The sequence below is a fragment of the Xiashengella succiniciproducens genome, assembly GCF_023674465.1.
In the GTDB taxonomy this organism is placed as follows: Bacteria; Bacteroidota; Bacteroidia; order Bacteroidales; family Marinilabiliaceae; genus Geofilum; species Geofilum succiniciproducens.
On the sequence record NZ_CP098400.1, the window covers coordinates 365,038 to 382,007 of the forward strand.

Sequence of the window (16,970 nt, forward strand, 5' to 3'; positions counted from 1 at the left end):
TCAATTCGTACAGATAATCAGTCAGAAACAAAGTATAGAAGAAATATAATAAATAATAGACTTATTGTTATGGCTCAGGAAGATGTTTTCAAAAAGTTGGTCGCCCATTGCAAGGAGTATGGGTTTGTATTTCAAAGCAGTGAGATCTATGACGGTTTGGGAGCCGTTTATGACTACGGACAATATGGAGTTGAACTGAAGAACAACATAAAGAAATACTGGTGGGATTCAATGGTTCTGCTTCACGAGAATGTGGTGGGTATTGACTCAGCCATATTTATGCACCCCACTGTATGGAAGGCATCAGGTCACGTTGATGCATTTAATGACCCCCTGATCGACAATAAGGACAGCAAGAAGCGTTATCGTGCAGACGTTTTGATCGAGGAACTGCTTGCAAAGTATGATGCAAAGATTGACAAGGAAGTAGAAAAGGCAGCTAAGCGTTTTGGTGACAGCTTCGACGAGAAGATGTTCCGTGAAACCAACCCCCGTGTGCTTGAACACGCGCAGAAGAGGGAAGAGATACACCAACGCTTTGTAAAGGCATTGAATGAAAATGACCTTAACGAGCTGCGTCAGATAATAATCGACAACGAAGTAGTTTGCCCAATCTCAGGAACAAAGAACTGGACAGAAGTGCGTCAGTTCAACCTTATGTTCTCAACAGAAATGGGTTCTACAGCCGATGGTGCAATGAAGATTTACCTACGTCCGGAGACAGCTCAGGGTATCTTTGTAAACTTCCTGAATGTTCAGAAGACTGGACGTATGAAGATCCCCTTTGGTATAGCCCAGATTGGTAAGGCTTTCCGTAACGAGATCGTAGCCCGTCAGTTTATTTTCCGTATGCGTGAGTTTGAGCAGATGGAAATGCAATTCTTTGTTGCTCCAGGTGAAGAGCTGGCATGGTTTGAAAAGTGGAAGGAAGTACGTATGAAGTGGCATAAGTCACTAGGTATGGGCGATCACAAGTATCGTTACCACGATCATGATAAGCTGGCTCACTATGCCAACGCAGCAACAGATATTGAGTTTGAGATGCCCTTTGGGTTCAAGGAAGTAGAAGGTATCCACTCACGTACTGACTTCGACTTATCACAGCACCAGCAATACTCAGGAAAGAAGATTACCTATTTCGATTCTGAGCGCAACGAAAGCTATGTGCCTTATGTAATCGAGACATCAATCGGTGTTGACCGTATGTTCCTGAGCATAATGGCTGGAAGCTATTGCGAGGAAGAGGTTCCCGGTAAAGACGGAAGTGTTGAGTCTCGTGTAGTCCTGAAACTACCACCGGTACTTGCTCCTGTCAAACTGGCTGTACTACCACTTGTTAAGAAGGACGGTTTGCCTGAGCTGGCACGTAAGATAGTAGATGATCTGAAGTTCCACTTCAACTGCCAGTACGACGAGAAGGACTCAATCGGTAAGCGTTACCGCAGGCAGGATGCTATCGGTACACCTTTCTGTGTAACAATAGACCACGACTCTTTGGAAGACCAGAAGGTCACTATCCGTTACCGTGATACTATGGAGCAGGAGAGGGTAAGCATTTCTGCACTTAAGGATATTATCGGTGAGAAGGTAAGCATGACCGCGCTTTTCAAGAAGCTGGTTTAGGCTGGTATCAGATAAGAAATTTACGACCTTGGGGACAATTGCGGCACATTGCGATGGCCGCTTTGTCCCTTAATATTTTTCCGCGGAATTGCATTAGGGACTGGTTCTTCCAGATTTCTCCAAGAGGAGTTTCACTTACGTTACCGGGTGAGAAATCCAGATCCTTGTCATAGCAGCAGGGTGCTACACGTCCGTCCCATGACATTACTGCCGAGCCCCACTGCTTAAAGCAGTGGTTGTATGACTTGCCCTTGAGAACAGGCCTTCCTTCTTTCTCTATATACCTTGAATAGCGGGGATTCTTAGGTGGTTTTACTTCATTATTACCAAAGTCATAAATCTGGGCAGACTTAAGCTGCAGGCGGTCTACACCTAGTCGTCTGCACAGCTTTTTTAGTTCCGGGATTTCTTGTTCATTATGCTCAAAGACAATAAACTGCACCGTGATAAGCGGCTTGTGTTTGTTGAGCTCTTTGCGACGCTTGACCATGGATTCTATACCCTGAAGCACCTTATCAAGGTTTCCCCCTTTGCGGTACCGGGAATAACTTTGACGGCTAATTCCGTCCAAAGAAATAATCAGTTCGCTAAGTCCTGCTTCTATCAGTTTATCGCAGTTTTCCGGACTAAGGAAATGCCCGTTTGTACTCATCGAGCTAAAGATATTCCTTTCGGAGGCTGCGGTTATCAGTTTGTTGATTTTGCGGTTAAGCATTGGTTCACCCTGGAAGTATAGGTTGAGCGTCATCAGTTCCGGCCCTGCCTCATCGAGCATTTTGCTAAGTAGTCCAGGCTCCAGCATTCCACCTTTGCGGGTAAGGACACCTGCACCGACGGGGCATTCCGGACATTGAAGATTGCAGAGTCCCGAGGGCTCTACAGACATGGCCCAGGGTCTTCCCTGGATGTGGGGCTTCTTAGTAATTCGTGAAATATAGAAGCTGAGGACGAGGAGCAGGAGGTTGCGAGCTCTGCGGATTGTGATATATTTTGTAGCTCTGAGGGCAAACCTGGCCATATTAGTCTTGGAAAGCCACATAGGACATAGTATTAGTTTTACCGCACACGGATTCAGGGGTTTGTCTGACACCGATACAGCAGGTATAAAACATATAACCAGCGATGATATATCTGTGTTCAAAGTGTTATATTTGCAAAATTAGCAAAAATGTGAAGAACAACTGGAATGGAAGAAGCCGGATATCCCCTGCTTAGTTTGATAAATTCACCTGCTGATCTGCGAAAACTCCCTGAAGAGAAGTTGTTACAGGTATGTAGCGAGTTGCGTGAGTTCATCATTGATGCGGTATCATGCAACCCGGCTCACTTCGGAGCCAGCCTGGGGGTTGTAGAGCTCACTGTTGCCTTGCATTACGTGTTAAACACTCCTGTTGACAAGCTAATCTGGGATGTAGGTCATCAGGCCTATGGACACAAGATACTCACCGGTCGCAGGGACGTATTCCACACCAATAGGAAATACAAAGGAATAAGCGGCTTTCCCTCAGTTGCCGAAAGCGAATATGACTCCTTTGGGGTAGGACATTCCTCTACCAGTATATCAGCAGCTTTGGGAATGGCAGTGGCATATAAGGAGCAGGGCATAACCGATCGTCAGGTAGTTGCCGTCATAGGCGACGGTGCCATGACGGCAGGACAGGCTTTTGAGGGGCTGAACAATCTTGCATCTTTGCAGGCCAATGTACTTGTCATTCTCAATGACAACAACATGGCCATAGACCCTAATATCGGGGGCTTTAGTGATTATTTGGTTGACATAGCCACCAGTCGTACTTACAACAAGGTACGCCGTGAGGTCATTAAGGGTATGGGTCGCCTCAATATTGTGGGGCCCAGATCCAAGGAGATGATCGTCAAGATCAATAATAGTGTCAAGAATCTGCTTACACGTCAGACCAATATTTTTGAAGGGCTGAACATAAGGTATTTTGGACCGGTGGATGGTCATGACGTACTTAGATTGGCCGGTGTTCTCAGGGATATGAAGCATATTCCCGGTCCCAAGGTGCTGCATGTTATAACCAAGAAGGGGAAGGGTTTTAAGTATGCTGAAGAGAACCAGACAGCCTGGCACGCACCAAGCGGCAAGTTTGATAAGCATACCGGTGAGATAATAGAAGAAAGCACCTCCAGGCCAAGACCCCCAAAGTTTCAGGATGTATTTGGTCATACTTTAGTTGAACTTGCCAAGCAAAACGACAAGATAGTAGGTATTACTCCTGCCATGCCTTCGGGCTGCAGCCTGAATATTATGATGGAGGTCATGCCTGCCAGGGCCTTTGATGTAGGTATTGCGGAACAGCATGCAGTTACCTTTGCTGCAGGATTGGCCATCTCAGGCATGATACCTTTCTGTAATATTTACTCCACCTTTATGCAACGGGCTTTTGATCAGGTGATTCACGATGTTGCACTTCAGAATTTAAATGTAGTGATGTGTCTGGATAGAGGAGGACTTGTTGGAGCAGATGGTGCTACCCACCACGGGGCTTTTGATCTGGCTTATTTCAGACCAATACCCAATCTGACCATCTCCTCTCCGATGGATGAGGTAGAGCTTCGTAACCTTATGTACACAGCACAGCTACCTGATAAGGGTCCCTTTGTGATACGCTATCCCAGAGGTATTGGCTCCAATGAAGACTGGCGTAAGCCTTTTGCAGAGATAGAGGTTGGTAAGGGAAGGTGCCTGAGAAAAGGGAAGGGAGTTGCCCTGCTTACCCTTGGACCACTGGGTGTCAAGGCTGCTCGTGTGTGCGATGAGTTTGCTGCCTCAGGAACAGAGTTGGGCCACTATGATATGAGGTTTGTAAAACCGCTGGATGAAGAGTTGCTGCATGAGGTATTTAGCAGTTATCACTCAGTAATCACAGTTGAGGATGGGGTAGTCGCAGGAGGGTTTGGTACGGCTGTCCTTGAATTCATGAATGAGCATGGATACAATTGTCAACTAAAGCGTATGGGCATACCAGACAGGTTTGTCGAACATGGTACGCAGGCGGAGTTGTACAAAGAAGTAGGTCTGGATATGGAGGCACTCCGAAGAAATATTTCTGAGCTTTTGAAGTAAAACCAGTACTAAACAAACTTATTGTACTTGAGTTCGGGTTCCCCGGCTTGATAAAACATTTCTTCCCGCTTTAATTCATCCTCTGTTACAGCAGTTCTTTCGAGATAGAAATAGAATTCCGAACCGACATCTTTTTGTGATTTCACACCAATTCGTCCACCCATAGCCTCGACAAGTTTTTTACACAGGGCTAGGCCAAGGCCTGTTCCGCCAAAACGCTTGGAATGAGACTCATCTTCTTGTCTGAATGCTTCAAAGATAACCTGTAGTTTGTCGGGAGATATTCCAATACCGGTGTCGCGCACAAAGAGTATCACCTTATCGGCCCTGAATTCATAACCCACAGTAATTATTCCACTGTTAATGAACTTGACGGCATTGTCAATAAGGTTTTGAAGTACTTTCTGCAGTTTGATGCGATCTGCTATAACATAGGCCGGTGTAATACCGGTTCTAGGTAGCTCTATCCTGAAGGACACGTTGGTCTTACCATCTTTAAGAAGCTTGCTTTGGTATTGTCTGCAAACATCTATCAGGATATTGTCAACGCAAACAGGAGCAAATTGAAGTTCCAGCAATCCGCTTTCGATTTTGGACAGTTCGATAACGTCATTGATGATATTCAGTAATATTTCCGAGTTGGAAATAATCAGTGAGACGAACTCATCCCTGAGGTTGCTATCAGGGTCTGTCTGACCGAGCAGGTTGGAGAATCCAACAATTGCATTTAGTGGAGTACGAATCTCATGACTCATGTTAGCTAGGAAGGATGACTTCAGTCTATCAGCAGCCTCAGCCTTTTCCTTGGCCTTTACAAGTTCCTGTTCATTGTGCTTGCGCCTCGTAATATCGTGTATGTTGAAAAGGAAATTGTCAGTTCCATTGAGTGAGATAACTGAAGTATTGACCTCCACCTGCAGGATCCTGCCATCTTTGGTAGTTAGCTGGACGTCACCTTTGAATGTTATTCCTTTTCTGAGGTCATTAATTAGTTGCACGTACTTTTTAACCTTGTCGTATCCTCCAAATAGGTCACGAGGTTTCATCCTCTTCAGTTCTTCCATAGAATAACCAAGGAGATTCAGACCTGCCCAGTTAACATATTTAAGCTCGCCAGGTATGCTGAGGATAAAGATGCCATCTGCACTTGACTCAATGATCATCAGGTTTCTTTGTTCACTCTCTTTTAGTTCGTTTTCAAAAAGCTTTATCTTTGTAATATCATGGCCTATAAGCAGGTAGTATTTCTCTGATTCGAAGTTGGGCCCATGTGTTCCGGTTACCTCATAGTATACAGGCTCACCAGTCTTTCTCATGAGTTTTATTTCCATCTTTGCATGGCCATTATCGTCTATTTCCTTGTAGAAGCGATTAATCTTATCCGTATCCTCTTCGCCCGGAGGGTAGAATTTGGAGAAGTGAACACCCACTAGCTCTTCTTTTGTGTATCTTGTGGACTCTACAGTCTTGTCATTGACAAAGTGTATCACTCTGTCTTTAACCAGCAGGATGCCTATCGGGGCTGTATTGATGATATTATTCAGAAAGTGCTCCTTATCCTCCAGTTCTCTGTTGATTTCAATAATCTTGTTGTGATTAAGTTTATTTCTGATTTCAGCATTTCTGAAGTCGAGGTGTTTGGCTACCAGGATGCTGATAGAATCTAAAACCTGGTTGTCAATTGGAGGTTCATTGAGAGAATTACTCCATTTAAGAGCTATAATTCCGTTAGGATTACCTGTAGTTTTTGTTCCTGCTACTATACAATTTCTGGTGTTGAATCCGGCAGATATTCTGGCAGCGATTTGGTCGGTTTTATTAGCAATTTCCAATGCCCTTGGGTCCGGTATAGTTTGAAATGGGAAACCTGAATTGCAGGTTACTGTTTTTGGGAAACTAACTCCTATAGCACTTTCTGCTATTGAATAAGCAGCCAGTTCGAAAGCTCTTTGTTCCTCTTCTGTCTTATAATATAGGGCAAAACCTTCCACTCCTTCAATCTCAACAATCTTTTCCGCAATTGAGAAGAAGGTAACTTCGATTGTGTTTGAGCCATGAAGGATTGATGCAATATTAAAAAGTAGGTTTTGTGTAGCCAGTGAACGTTTTAGGCGTTTATTTTCTTCATACAGCTCATTGATCAGGTTATTTAACTCTCTCTCTCTCATCCGTGCCCTATTTGTCTGTTTTGGTGTATTTTAGTGAAACTATGGGGCAAAGATATCTTATTTAGTAAATGGATATTTCTTATTTTGACTATCGTTCAGAAAAGTGATATTAAAGTATGTTTTTTACTTATTGGCAAAAATGGAGTCTAAGGATTTAAGTATTGCTGAAAATCAGGTAACTTGCGCTTGTGAACTAAAGATTGAATCGTCACGATGAAGGAAGGAGTTGTAGTAAAGGCAACAGGCAGTGTTTACACTGTCAGGACAAGTGAAAAAGAGCTGATACCATGTCGCCTTAAAGGAAAGATGCGCCTGGAGGATCAGAAGAGTACCAGTCCTGTAGTGGTAGGAGATAATGTGCTGTTTGAGTATGAGGCTGATGCTGAGACCGGAGTTATCGCCGAGGTGCTACCGAGGAAAAATCATATTGTGAGAAAGTCAACAAACCTTTCTAAACAGAGTCATGTGCTGGCGGCTAATATGGATCAGGCAATTTTGCTTGCTACCATCAACTATCCTGTGACTTCAACCGTATTTATAGACAGATTTCTGGTTTCAGCAGAGGCATACAGTATACCCGTAGTGATAGTCTTTAATAAGGTGGACCGATATAAGAAGGGTGATCTCGAGCTATTAAGTGAGCTGATGGAAATCTATACTAAGATTGGTTACAGATGTGAGGCAATCTCAGCTTTGAATGATGCAGATATCGAGAAACTGAAGTCAATTGTAAAGGACAAGGTGTCGTTGGTAGCGGGGCATTCTGGAGTTGGCAAAAGCACTCTGGTCAACAGTCTTGAGCCGTCAGTTAATCTGAAGACTGCCGAGATATCGTCGGCACATAAGACCGGGATACACACCACGACTTTTGCTGAGATGCACCCCTTTTCCTTTGGTGGATATATAATTGACACCCCAGGGATTCGGGGTTTTGGACTTGTAGACACAGGCAAGGAAGAGCTCTATCATTATTTCCGCGAGATATTTGCGGCCTCTGAAGGATGTCAGTTTCACAACTGCACCCATATCCACGAACCGGATTGTGCGGTCAAAGCTGCTGTAGAAGAGGGAGAGATATCGGAATCACGTTACAACAGTTATCTGAGTATATATTTCAACAAAGACGAAAAATACCGTTGATTGCAGCGGCAGGGTCTCATGCAGATTTACAGCACAAATCGAAGGTGGAAGTTTCTTGTAATCGCAGGTGCGGTAGTCATCAGCGTTGTGTCGTTGTATTATACAAACAACCTTGTCAGAGAGCTAAGGGAGGAGGAGCAGAATAAAGTAGCGTTGTGGGCTGAGGCCAATCGGCTGCTTGTTGTAGAGAGTGATCCCGACGAGGCAATGGTCTCACTTATCTTTGAGATTATTCGTGACAACAATACCGTTCCCGTTATACTTACAGACAACAGAGGGAATATATTATCCCACAGGAATATCAAGCTCCCGCGAAATGATCAGGGTGAATACCTCAAACATGCGCTTGAGAAGATGAAGAAGTTTGGTCCACCGCTTGAGGTGGATCTGGGTGATGGTGAGTATCAGTATCTGTATTATCAGAGCTCGAATCTCCTTACCCGTTTGCGTTGGTTTCCAATAGTACAGCTGTTGGTAGTCTTTGTTTTCATGGTGATAGCCTATATAGCTTTCAGTGCAACACGTAGGAGGGAGGAGGATCAGGTCTGGGTAGGAATGGCCAGGGAGACTGCGCACCAGTTGGGTACCCCTACAAGTTCACTACTGGCATGGCTGGATCTTCTCAAGATGAAGAATGTAGATGAGAATCTGCTGAAGGAGATGAGGCATGATATAGGGCGACTACAGACAGTAGCTTCACGATTCTCGAAGATTGGGTCAAGGCCTGATCTGTTGCCTGAGGATATTGGAGAGGTGGTAACCGGAATGATTGGGTATCTTCGAAAAAGAAGTTCATCGTTGGTGAGATTCGATGTAAAAGATGAACTGGTGGAGAGTCTGACTATTCCATTGAGTCGTCCGCTTTTTGAGTGGGTGCTTGAGAATCTGTGCAAAAATGCAATTGATGCAATGGAAGGAGCGGGTGAGATTAGTCTTACCCTGTCCCGCAGTCGGGACAGGGTGGTGCTGGATGTATCAGATACAGGCAAGGGGATGACCCGGGCAGTTCAAAGGAATATTTTCCGTCCGGGATTTAGTACAAAATCGAGAGGATGGGGATTGGGTCTTTCCCTGAGTAAGAGGATTATTGAACAGTATCATCAGGGAGAGATAACTGTGTTGCATTCAGCGCCAGGTAAGGGAACTACCTTCAGGATTTCACTACCTGTCAGGGACAAAGCATAAAAAAGATAGATTATTTTTTTCTGCGTATTATATTTTTATAACTTTGCAGGGCTTTTATAAGGGGTGTTGTGAGAAGTTTGAAAGACTATAGTATTAGTTTTAAGGGCCTTAAGGAAGGTAATCACTTGTTTGACTACAAGGTTGATGCTGAGTTTTTCGGGCTTCTTGAAGATTCCCTTTATGAGGATGGTAATTTAGATGTTCTGGTTGACATGACCAAAAGCATGCAGCTAATGGTCTTTGACATAAAGGCTCGTGGTACATTGGTAACATTATGTGATAACTGCCTTGAGCCGATTGATGTTCCCGTCAACGCAGAATACAAGCTTTTTGTCAAGTTTGGTTCGGAGTATGACGAGCCAAGCGATGATGTTATAGTACTACCTCATGAGGAGCATGAGATAAATTTGGCGAAAGTACTGTATGATGTAATAGTCACTTCTGTGAGTATACGTCATGTTCATCAGCCTGATGCAGACGGCAACAGCACCTGCGACCCTGAGATGCTAAGGAAGCTTGAGCAGTATGTTGTTAACAAGGGTTCTGATGATGACGGTGAAGTGAAGCAAGATCCCAGATGGGATGGATTAAAGGAAATAATTGGTAAAAAACTAAGTTAAAGAGGTTGAAAAATGGCACATCCGAAACACAAACATTCGAAGACCAGGAGAGACAAGAGAAGGACACATTATAAGGCAGTAATGCCTGCACTTGGTGTTTGCTCCAACTGTGGTTCATCTATCAGGTTGCACACTGTATGCGATGAATGCGGTCACTACAGAGGAAAGTTAGCTGTAGAGAAAGAAGTTACTGCATAATGCACTTTTGCTCGTAAAATTAGAGCAGACAAGGGGCTTTCCTTAGGGTTTGCCCCTTGTCTGCTAAAATCATATTCAATGAAAAAGATCAGAGCTGTAATCACTGCAGTTGGAGGTTACGCGCCTGACTACATTCTTGACAATCATGAATTGAGCAGGATCGTTGACACCTCCGACGAGTGGATTATGACCCGCGTTGGAATCAAAGAACGTCATATCTTAAAAGGAGAGGGTAAGGGCAGCTCAGATATGGCGGTTAAGGCTGTTGAAGAGATCTTTCGTAAAACCGGAACCCAACCCGATGAGATAGATCTTGTAATTTTCGCAACAGTCACTCCCGATCACGTTTTCCCCGCTTCTGCCAACATTTTATGTGACAAGCTCGGTATCAGGAACGCCCATGGTTTCGACCTTAATGCAGGCTGTTCCGGATTCCTCTATGCGCTTGACACTGCATCCAAATTTGTTGAGGCCGGTGCCAAGAAGAAGGTATTGGTTGTTGGAGCCGACAAGATGAGCAGCATAGTGGACTATACCGACCGCACGACCTGTGTGCTCTTTGGTGATGCAGCAGGAGCAGTGTTGTTGGAACCGGGTGAAGGTGAATACGGAGTAATCGACAGCATTCTGAGATCTGACGGTGTTGGTCGCAAGTATTTAAAGATGGAAGCAGGTGGATCTGTTAACCCACCATCTCATGCAACCATCGATGCCCGTCAACACTATATCTTTCAGGACGGCCGCCATGTGTTCAAGTATGCCGTTTCTAATATGGCAGATGTTTCCGTCGAGATGATGAAGAAACACAATCTGTCGGGCGAGGACCTTGCATGGTTGGTTCCCCATCAGGCAAATATGCGGATTATTGAAGCAACTGCCGAGCGTATGGGGCTTGACAAGAGCAAGGTGATGATCAATATCGAGCGTTACGGTAATACTACCGCTGCCACACTTCCGCTGTGTTTGTGGGAATGGGAAAGTAAGCTTAAGAAGGGTGACAACATCATCTTGGCTGCTTTTGGTGCCGGGTTTACCTGGGGCTCTATGTTGATTCGCTGGGCATACTAGACAAGACGTGCTGTCCGGACCATTTACCGGAGGGCTGCTATCCTAAAGACGACCTCCTCCCGGTCGTCGCAAAAATCCGGGAATCCGGATTGTCCTGACCACCTCCCCTCGTCAGGATACTTTTATCAGGTCTTTATTTCGACTATTTGACCCATAGGGTGAATTCTTTAATTTTTCTCAATCCTTTTTCAAATTCTGGTTATTACGTCTTGTAATGCAGTAATTGTCAGCTTTATGCACAAAATGCATAAAAAATCACCTTCCAGTTTGGTATATAAAGAAATATGTCTTTATTTTGCAAATGTAATCTGGAGATTACAAAATAGCACAAATAATGATAAAGTGAATTGACGCAATTTGTAAGATAGTGTCTACCAAACTTAGCAAAACTTCTAAATCAAATACTATGTTTAAATCCGGAAAGTGGCAAGAGACAATTGATGTTCGCGATTTCGTAATTCAGAACCTAACACCATATGAAGGTGATTCAAGTTTTTTGCAAGGCCCAACTGAACGTACACTTCGTCTGTGGCGCATTTGCCAGGAAGAGATTCAGAAGGAGCGTGCAAACAATGGAGTTTTGGAAATCGATCCAGAGAATGTATCGGGCATTATATCACACGGCCCCGGATATATCAAGAGGGAAGATGAGCTTATTGTAGGTTTGCAGACAGATAAACTGCTTAAACGTGCCATCAAGCCACTTGGAGGTATTGGAGTAGTAGAAAAGGCTTGTAGCGAACATGGCCTTGAGGTATCAGAAAAGGTAAGGGAGATATTTACAAAATATAGAAAGACCCACAATGACGGGGTGTTTGATGTATATACACCCGAGATCAGGAAGTTCCGTTCACTTGGAATTCTGACCGGTTTGCCTGACAACTATGCAAGAGGTCGTATTATCGGTGACTACCGCCGTCTTGCTCTTTATGGTGCTGACAAACTAATTGAAGGTAAGAAGCTTGATCTGTTGGGTCTTATTGGACCAATGACAGAAGAGCGCATTCGTCTTCGTGAAGAAGTGGCAGATCAGATCAAGGCACTTGAACAGCTAAAGGAGCTTGGAAATATTTACGGCCTGGATCTGTCAAGGCCGGCAGAAAGTGCACGCGAGGCAGTACAATGGGTCTATATGGCCTACCTGGCAGCAGTGAAGGAACAAGACGGAGCTGCAATGTCACTGGGCAATGTATCTACCTTCCTTGATATATATTTTGAGAGAGACCTTAAGCTGGGTCTGATTGATGAGGTATATGCTCAGGAGCTGATCGACCAGTTTGTTATGAAGCTTCGCATGGTACGTCACCTGCGTATGGATTCATATAATGAAATCTTTGCCGGGGACCCAACCTGGGTAACAGAGGCTATTGGAGGCTGTCTGGCCGACGGACGCAGCAAGGTGACAAAGACATCTTTCAGGTTCCTTCAGACACTATACAACCTTGGTCCCTCACCGGAGCCAAACCTTACAATCCTTTGGTCACAAGACCTACCTGAAGGATTCAAGAGATTCTGTGCTCAGGTTTCAATTGACACCTCTTCAATCCAGTATGAGAATGACGACCTGATGAGAGGAGTTCGAAAGAGTGACGACTACGGGATAGCATGTTGCGTGTCATTCCAGGAGATTGGTAAGCATATTCAGTTTTTTGGAGCCCGTGCCAACCTGGCCAAGACCCTGCTTCTTGCAATCAACGGTGGTCGCTGTGAGATGACTGGCAAGAAGGTACTGTCCAACATCCCCGAACTGAAGTCAGAGGTACTTGACTTTGATGAGGTGATGGAAAACTTCAAGCTTGCAATGCGTGAAGTGGCAAGGGTTTACAATGACTCTATGAACATCATCCACTACATGCATGACAAGTACTACTATGAGAAGTTGCAGATGGCCTTTGTAGACACCAATCCCCGCATCAACCTTGCGTACGGAGCAGCTGGTCTGAGCATTGTAGCGGACTCACTGTCTGCCATCAAACATGCCACGGTAACAGTGGTACGCAATGAAGAGGGTATTTCTACAGACTTTAAGATTGAAGGAGACTTCCCATGCTATGGAAATGATGATGATCGTGTAGATGCTTTTGCAAGGGAGATCCCAACATATTTCAACGGCCTTCTTCAGGAGCTGAAGACATACAAGAATGCTGAACCCACCCTGTCAATCCTTACAATCACTTCAAATGTGGTTTATGGAAAGAAGACAGGAGCTACTCCTGATGGGCGTGCAAAGGGAGTGCCCTTTGCACCGGGAGCCAATCCGATGCACGGACGTGACAAGAGCGGTGCACTTGCTTCTCTGAGTTCAGTTTCCAAGATTGACTACAGGGACTCACTTGACGGTATTTCAAATACCTTTTCCATAGTGCCAAAGACATTAGGCGGAAATATGGAGCAACGCAAGGAGAACCTGGTATCTATCATCGACGGTTACTTTGCAAAAGAGGCTCACCACCTGAATGTAAACGTTCTGAACCGTGAGATGTTGATGGATGCGATGGAGCATCCCGAGAATTACCCGCAGCTGACCATCAGGGTATCAGGATATGCGGTCAACTTCGTCCGTTTGACACGTGAGCAGCAGTTGGATGTTATTGCAAGAAGCTTTTTCGAAACTGTATAGCTTGATAATGTTCATAATGTAAAAGCGGGTTGCGCAAGCACCCGCTTTTAATTGTGAATAAGGGTGTCTACCATATTTTTACAGAACTAAAGACAGGATAGGCAAGTGTTAAGAGTTCATTCCATAGAGTCGCTGGGAACCTTTGACGGTCCGGGAATTCGCTTTGTGATTTTTCTGCAGGGCTGTAATTTCAAGTGCCTTTACTGTGCCAATCCTGATACTATTGAATATGGTAATGGTAAGGAGTATATCTGTGAGGACCTCGTGAAAATTGCAGTCAGTCAGCGTCCCTTCTTTGGCAAGAAGGGAGGAGTGACAGTATCAGGAGGCGAACCGTTAATGCAGGCCAAAGGGCTGATACGACTCTTTGGATTACTTAAGGAGGAGGGTATCAACACCTGCATAGATACAAACGGTTCGATACTTACAAGCGATGTAAAGGAGCTGCTTAAGTTAACAGACCTTGTTTTGCTTGATTTCAAGCATATTGACAGTGAAAAACACAAAGCACTGACCGGGATGAGCAACAGCCGTACTTTGGCATTTGCTGATTATCTGGCACAGGCAGATATCCCTGCGTGGGCCCGTTATGTGCTTGTGCCCGGCATTTCGGATGCTGAGGAAGATATGCATGAGCTGGGCAGGCATTTGCAGGGATTGAAGAATATCGAGAAACTAGAGATTCAGCCCTATCATAAGTTGGGTGTACACAAGTATGAAGCCTTAGGATGGAAGTATAAGTTGGAAGGTGTCCCGACAAATACGGAGGATCAGCTAAACAGGGCAAAATCCATATTTGGGCAGTACGTCAAAGAAGTAGTAATTAACTAGATAATCCAGATGGCCTATTACAGTTCCAAAGAACTGGTCTCCCGAGCTACGGAGGCCGCCGTACTTCGTGACTCTACATCAGTTAAGTCAACATTATTACTGGCCTTTCTGGCCGGAGCCTATATAGCACTTGGAGGTTTGCTTGCCTTGACAGTAGGAGGAGGCATGCCCGGAATTGCAGCCGAGAATCCCGGCCTTCAGAAATTTATGATGGGAGCATTATTCCCCTTGGGACTGATATTATGTGTGATAGCAGGAGCCGATTTGTTTACCGGCAACACAGCTTACTTTATTCCACCACTGGTATCAGGACGAATAAGCTTTCTACGTTTATTGCGCAACTGGTCACTGGTATATTTTGGCAACTTCCTGGGAGCGCTTTTTGTGGCATATTTCCTGGCCTATAAAACAGGATTGCTGGCATCAGCACCCTGGCATGATGTAGCACTTGGCCTGGCAAAATCAAAGACTTCAGCGAGTTTTTTCGCAACCTTTGTCAAAGGCATTGGAGCCAATTGGCTTGTAGCTCTGGCAGTATGGCTTGCCTTTGCCGCTCAAGATGTGAGCGGCAAGATCCTTGCTGTATGGTTTCCCGTTATGGCCTTTGTTGCCATGGGCTTTGAGCACAGCGTTGCCAATATGTTTTTTATCCCTACAGCCATGTTGTATGGGTCGGATGTAAGCATCGGCACTTTTATTTTCAACAACCTGATTCCCGCGACATTAGGTAACATAGTAGGCGGTTCCATACTGACCGCATTGATTTACACAAAGGTGTACGGGGAGAAGAATTGACCTTTTAAATCAAAGAATATTGATTGTGTGTCCGCTCCCCGGTGTATTTTGTCAAAATGACCCTTGCTGAAACTGCGTAAAGCCTTGATTTAATGAAAAAATTTGCATATTTGCATGCGAAACTTAAAAAAGCGTTAAAACGAGGGTGTACAAGTCAGGCAGCATATACAAGGTACGTTCCGAGAAGGTAGTGGTTCGTAAGGTTGGCAATGAGATGGTAATCGTACCCCTTGTAAACAGTGTAGCTGATATGACCAGGGTGTTGACATTGAACGAGACGGGGGCTGCGATAATAGAGGCCCTTGACGGACAACGCACTATTAGTCAGGTAGAAGCGCAACTTATTTCAGTCTTCGACGTACAAAGCGATATATTAGCAGCTGACCTTCAAAATTTTATATTAGATGCCCTTGCGAAAGGCATAATTGAAGAAGTAAGCTAAACCTAGTTTTACCCAGAACTACTTTGATGATATTCAATGGCCCCCACATAACGAAGAAGACCTACACCATTCCTAAGATCGAAGAGGTGGAGATTGATGCTGCCATAACGATTCTTATGGTAACTACCCCTCCAGGAGAACCTGATCCTGATGATCCTGAAGTCCCTTATATTCCTGATGGTGATGGTGGAGGAAGATATGAGATGAGTAAAAGTCCTAACTACGGCTCATCAACATACAGTAGCCAGTCAGGTCCGTTTGGGGACACCTCAAGGCCACAGTATTAGTATCTGCCATGAAGCTTTATCTTGGGCCGGTCGGCTTAGATATCTCATTTGAAGGTTCCCTTTTCCCAAAATTATTACCTTCCCTTTATTTCACTACGCCTGTAGTAAAGCAGGAAATTGAGTTCACTTGTAAATTCACTGACCATGGGACTGAATCTCTTTCAGGATTTAGCCTATTACTTGAAGGAAAGTCAGATAATCCTGAAATGATGCCATACAACTGGTTTGTTTGGGGCAAAGGTCAATCTGAATTGATGTTGTCAATAGAATACCTTAACACTGACAAAATCACTTCTGTTATCTCACTATTTAATGTTGCTAAGAAAGAAATAGTAGTACACATATTACGAAATAATCCCGCAGATATTTATGAGATAGATCCGTTATTTCAACCGCTTGGATCATTGTTGCTTGTTTACTTTGCTCACCTTACCGGTGGGTTTATGCTCCATGCTTCCGGAGTTGTTGATACAGACGGTAGGACGCGTCTCTTTACTGCGGTATCAGGAACCGGTAAGTCGACAATGGCCAGACTCTGGGAGTCAAAAGGGGCAATGATAATCAATGATGACAGGTTGTGGTTGCATAAGGTGGATGGCCTATGGTATGCACTAAGTACTCCAATGATATGGTACGCTCAAAAGCCCTTGATAGCAAAGGTTGATCAAATCTTTTTACTTAAACAGTCTCCTGAAAACAGGATACGATCTCTTTCAGGAATAAATTCGCAGATGCTGGTTATGAGCAACTGCATTCAGCACTTCCATAGTAAGGCATTCACTGAAGCTCATCTCGCATCCGTGCTTGATTTTTCAAGTTCAATCCCCATATTTGAGTGCGCTTTTAAGCCGAATACTGAGATAGTGGATATAATTAGAGCACTTGAGTATTGATAAAAGAAA

At 44.5% G+C, this 16,970-nt stretch carries 15 protein-coding genes; 13 read left to right on the forward strand and 2 right to left on the reverse strand.

Translation table 11 applies throughout. The annotated features are described in order from the left end of the window. The first annotated feature begins 69 nt into the window (after positions 1 to 69). On the forward strand, positions 70 to 1,623 hold the full coding sequence (locus tag M9189_RS01560; RefSeq protein ID WP_250724158.1) for a glycine--tRNA ligase: 1,554 nt from the start codon (positions 70 to 72) through the stop codon (positions 1,621 to 1,623). Positions 1,624 to 1,630: 7 nt separating this feature from the next. Here M9189_RS01560 and M9189_RS01565 read toward each other — a convergent pair whose 3' ends face one another. Beyond that, the gene (locus tag M9189_RS01565; RefSeq protein WP_250724159.1) at positions 1,631 to 2,662 is read right to left on the reverse strand and encodes a radical SAM/SPASM domain-containing protein; all 1,032 of its coding nucleotides are present in this window, start codon (positions 2,660 to 2,662) and stop codon (positions 1,631 to 1,633) included. Between the two features lie 147 nt (positions 2,663 to 2,809). Here M9189_RS01565 and dxs point away from each other — a divergent pair, with 147 nt between their 5' ends. Next, complete coding sequence (dxs, locus tag M9189_RS01570; RefSeq protein WP_250724160.1) at positions 2,810 to 4,714, forward strand: 1-deoxy-D-xylulose-5-phosphate synthase; 1,905 nt, start codon at positions 2,810 to 2,812, stop codon at positions 4,712 to 4,714. An 8-nt stretch (positions 4,715 to 4,722) separates the two neighbouring features. Here the strand turns inward: dxs and M9189_RS01575 are convergent, their stop codons facing one another. Then, the gene (locus M9189_RS01575; RefSeq protein WP_250724161.1) at positions 4,723 to 6,882 is read right to left on the reverse strand and encodes a PAS domain-containing sensor histidine kinase; all 2,160 of its coding nucleotides are present in this window, start codon (positions 6,880 to 6,882) and stop codon (positions 4,723 to 4,725) included. Between the two features lie 213 nt (positions 6,883 to 7,095). Between M9189_RS01575 and rsgA the strand changes: the two genes are divergently transcribed. From rsgA to M9189_RS01630, 11 genes are all read left to right on the forward strand, one after another. Next, complete coding sequence (rsgA, locus tag M9189_RS01580; protein WP_250724162.1) at positions 7,096 to 8,022, forward strand: ribosome small subunit-dependent GTPase A; 927 nt, start codon at positions 7,096 to 7,098, stop codon at positions 8,020 to 8,022. Positions 8,023 to 8,040: 18 nt separating this feature from the next. Beyond that, positions 8,041 to 9,207, forward strand: coding sequence for a sensor histidine kinase (locus M9189_RS01585; RefSeq protein ID WP_250724163.1), 1,167 nt, complete (start codon positions 8,041 to 8,043; stop codon positions 9,205 to 9,207). 68 nt (positions 9,208 to 9,275) lie between these two features. Beyond that, positions 9,276 to 9,827 carry a YceD family protein gene (locus M9189_RS01590; RefSeq protein WP_250724164.1) on the forward strand — a complete coding sequence of 184 codons (552 nt, stop codon included), beginning with the start codon at positions 9,276 to 9,278 and terminating at the stop codon, positions 9,825 to 9,827. Positions 9,828 to 9,839: 12 nt separating this feature from the next. Then, positions 9,840 to 10,025, forward strand: coding sequence for a 50S ribosomal protein L32 (gene rpmF, locus M9189_RS01595; protein ID WP_250724165.1), 186 nt, complete (start codon positions 9,840 to 9,842; stop codon positions 10,023 to 10,025). 78 nt (positions 10,026 to 10,103) lie between these two features. Beyond that, positions 10,104 to 11,093, forward strand: coding sequence for a beta-ketoacyl-ACP synthase III (locus M9189_RS01600; RefSeq protein ID WP_250724166.1), 990 nt, complete (start codon positions 10,104 to 10,106; stop codon positions 11,091 to 11,093). Positions 11,094 to 11,499: 406 nt separating this feature from the next. Next, on the forward strand, positions 11,500 to 13,713 hold the full coding sequence (gene pflB, locus M9189_RS01605) for a formate C-acetyltransferase (RefSeq protein WP_250724167.1): 2,214 nt from the start codon (positions 11,500 to 11,502) through the stop codon (positions 13,711 to 13,713). 105 nt (positions 13,714 to 13,818) lie between these two features. Beyond that, on the forward strand, positions 13,819 to 14,544 hold the full coding sequence (pflA, locus tag M9189_RS01610) for a pyruvate formate-lyase-activating protein (RefSeq protein ID WP_250724168.1): 726 nt from the start codon (positions 13,819 to 13,821) through the stop codon (positions 14,542 to 14,544). Positions 14,545 to 14,553: 9 nt separating this feature from the next. Further along, the gene (locus tag M9189_RS01615; RefSeq protein ID WP_250724169.1) at positions 14,554 to 15,339 is read left to right on the forward strand and encodes a formate/nitrite transporter family protein; all 786 of its coding nucleotides are present in this window, start codon (positions 14,554 to 14,556) and stop codon (positions 15,337 to 15,339) included. Between the two features lie 145 nt (positions 15,340 to 15,484). Further along, positions 15,485 to 15,781: a PqqD family protein gene (locus M9189_RS01620; protein ID WP_250724170.1), complete on the forward strand. Its 297-nt coding sequence runs from the start codon at positions 15,485 to 15,487 to the stop codon at positions 15,779 to 15,781. 26 nt (positions 15,782 to 15,807) lie between these two features. Continuing rightward, entirely contained in the window at positions 15,808 to 16,068 is a 261-nt protein-coding gene (locus M9189_RS01625; RefSeq protein ID WP_250724171.1) for a hypothetical protein, read from the forward strand. A gap of 8 nt (positions 16,069 to 16,076) precedes the next feature. Continuing rightward, positions 16,077 to 16,961: a hypothetical protein gene (locus M9189_RS01630; RefSeq protein ID WP_250724172.1), complete on the forward strand. Its 885-nt coding sequence runs from the start codon at positions 16,077 to 16,079 to the stop codon at positions 16,959 to 16,961. The last annotated feature ends 9 nt before the right edge of the window (positions 16,962 to 16,970 follow it).

Bases quoted from the DNA above. Each gene is read 5' to 3' on its own strand.
- pflB (WP_250724167.1), top strand. From the start codon at position 11,500: ATGTTTAAATCCGGAAAGTGGCAAGAGACAATTGATGTTCGCGATTTC.
- M9189_RS01575 (WP_250724161.1), bottom strand. From the start codon at position 6,882: ATGAGAGAGAGAGAGTTAAATAACCTGATCAATGAGCTGTATGAAGAA.
- rsgA (WP_250724162.1), top strand. From the start codon at position 7,096: ATGAAGGAAGGAGTTGTAGTAAAGGCAACAGGCAGTGTTTACACTGTC.
- M9189_RS01625 (WP_250724171.1), top strand. From the start codon at position 15,808: ATGATATTCAATGGCCCCCACATAACGAAGAAGACCTACACCATTCCT.
- rpmF (WP_250724165.1), top strand. From the start codon at position 9,840: ATGGCACATCCGAAACACAAACATTCGAAGACCAGGAGAGACAAGAGA.
- M9189_RS01615 (WP_250724169.1), top strand. From the start codon at position 14,554: ATGGCCTATTACAGTTCCAAAGAACTGGTCTCCCGAGCTACGGAGGCC.
- M9189_RS01565 (WP_250724159.1), bottom strand. From the start codon at position 2,662: ATGTGGCTTTCCAAGACTAATATGGCCAGGTTTGCCCTCAGAGCTACA.
- dxs (WP_250724160.1), top strand. From the start codon at position 2,810: ATGGAAGAAGCCGGATATCCCCTGCTTAGTTTGATAAATTCACCTGCT.
- M9189_RS01600 (WP_250724166.1), top strand. From the start codon at position 10,104: ATGAAAAAGATCAGAGCTGTAATCACTGCAGTTGGAGGTTACGCGCCT.
- M9189_RS01630 (WP_250724172.1), top strand. From the start codon at position 16,077: ATGAAGCTTTATCTTGGGCCGGTCGGCTTAGATATCTCATTTGAAGGT.
- M9189_RS01585 (WP_250724163.1), top strand. From the start codon at position 8,041: ATGCAGATTTACAGCACAAATCGAAGGTGGAAGTTTCTTGTAATCGCA.
- M9189_RS01560 (WP_250724158.1), top strand. From the start codon at position 70: ATGGCTCAGGAAGATGTTTTCAAAAAGTTGGTCGCCCATTGCAAGGAG.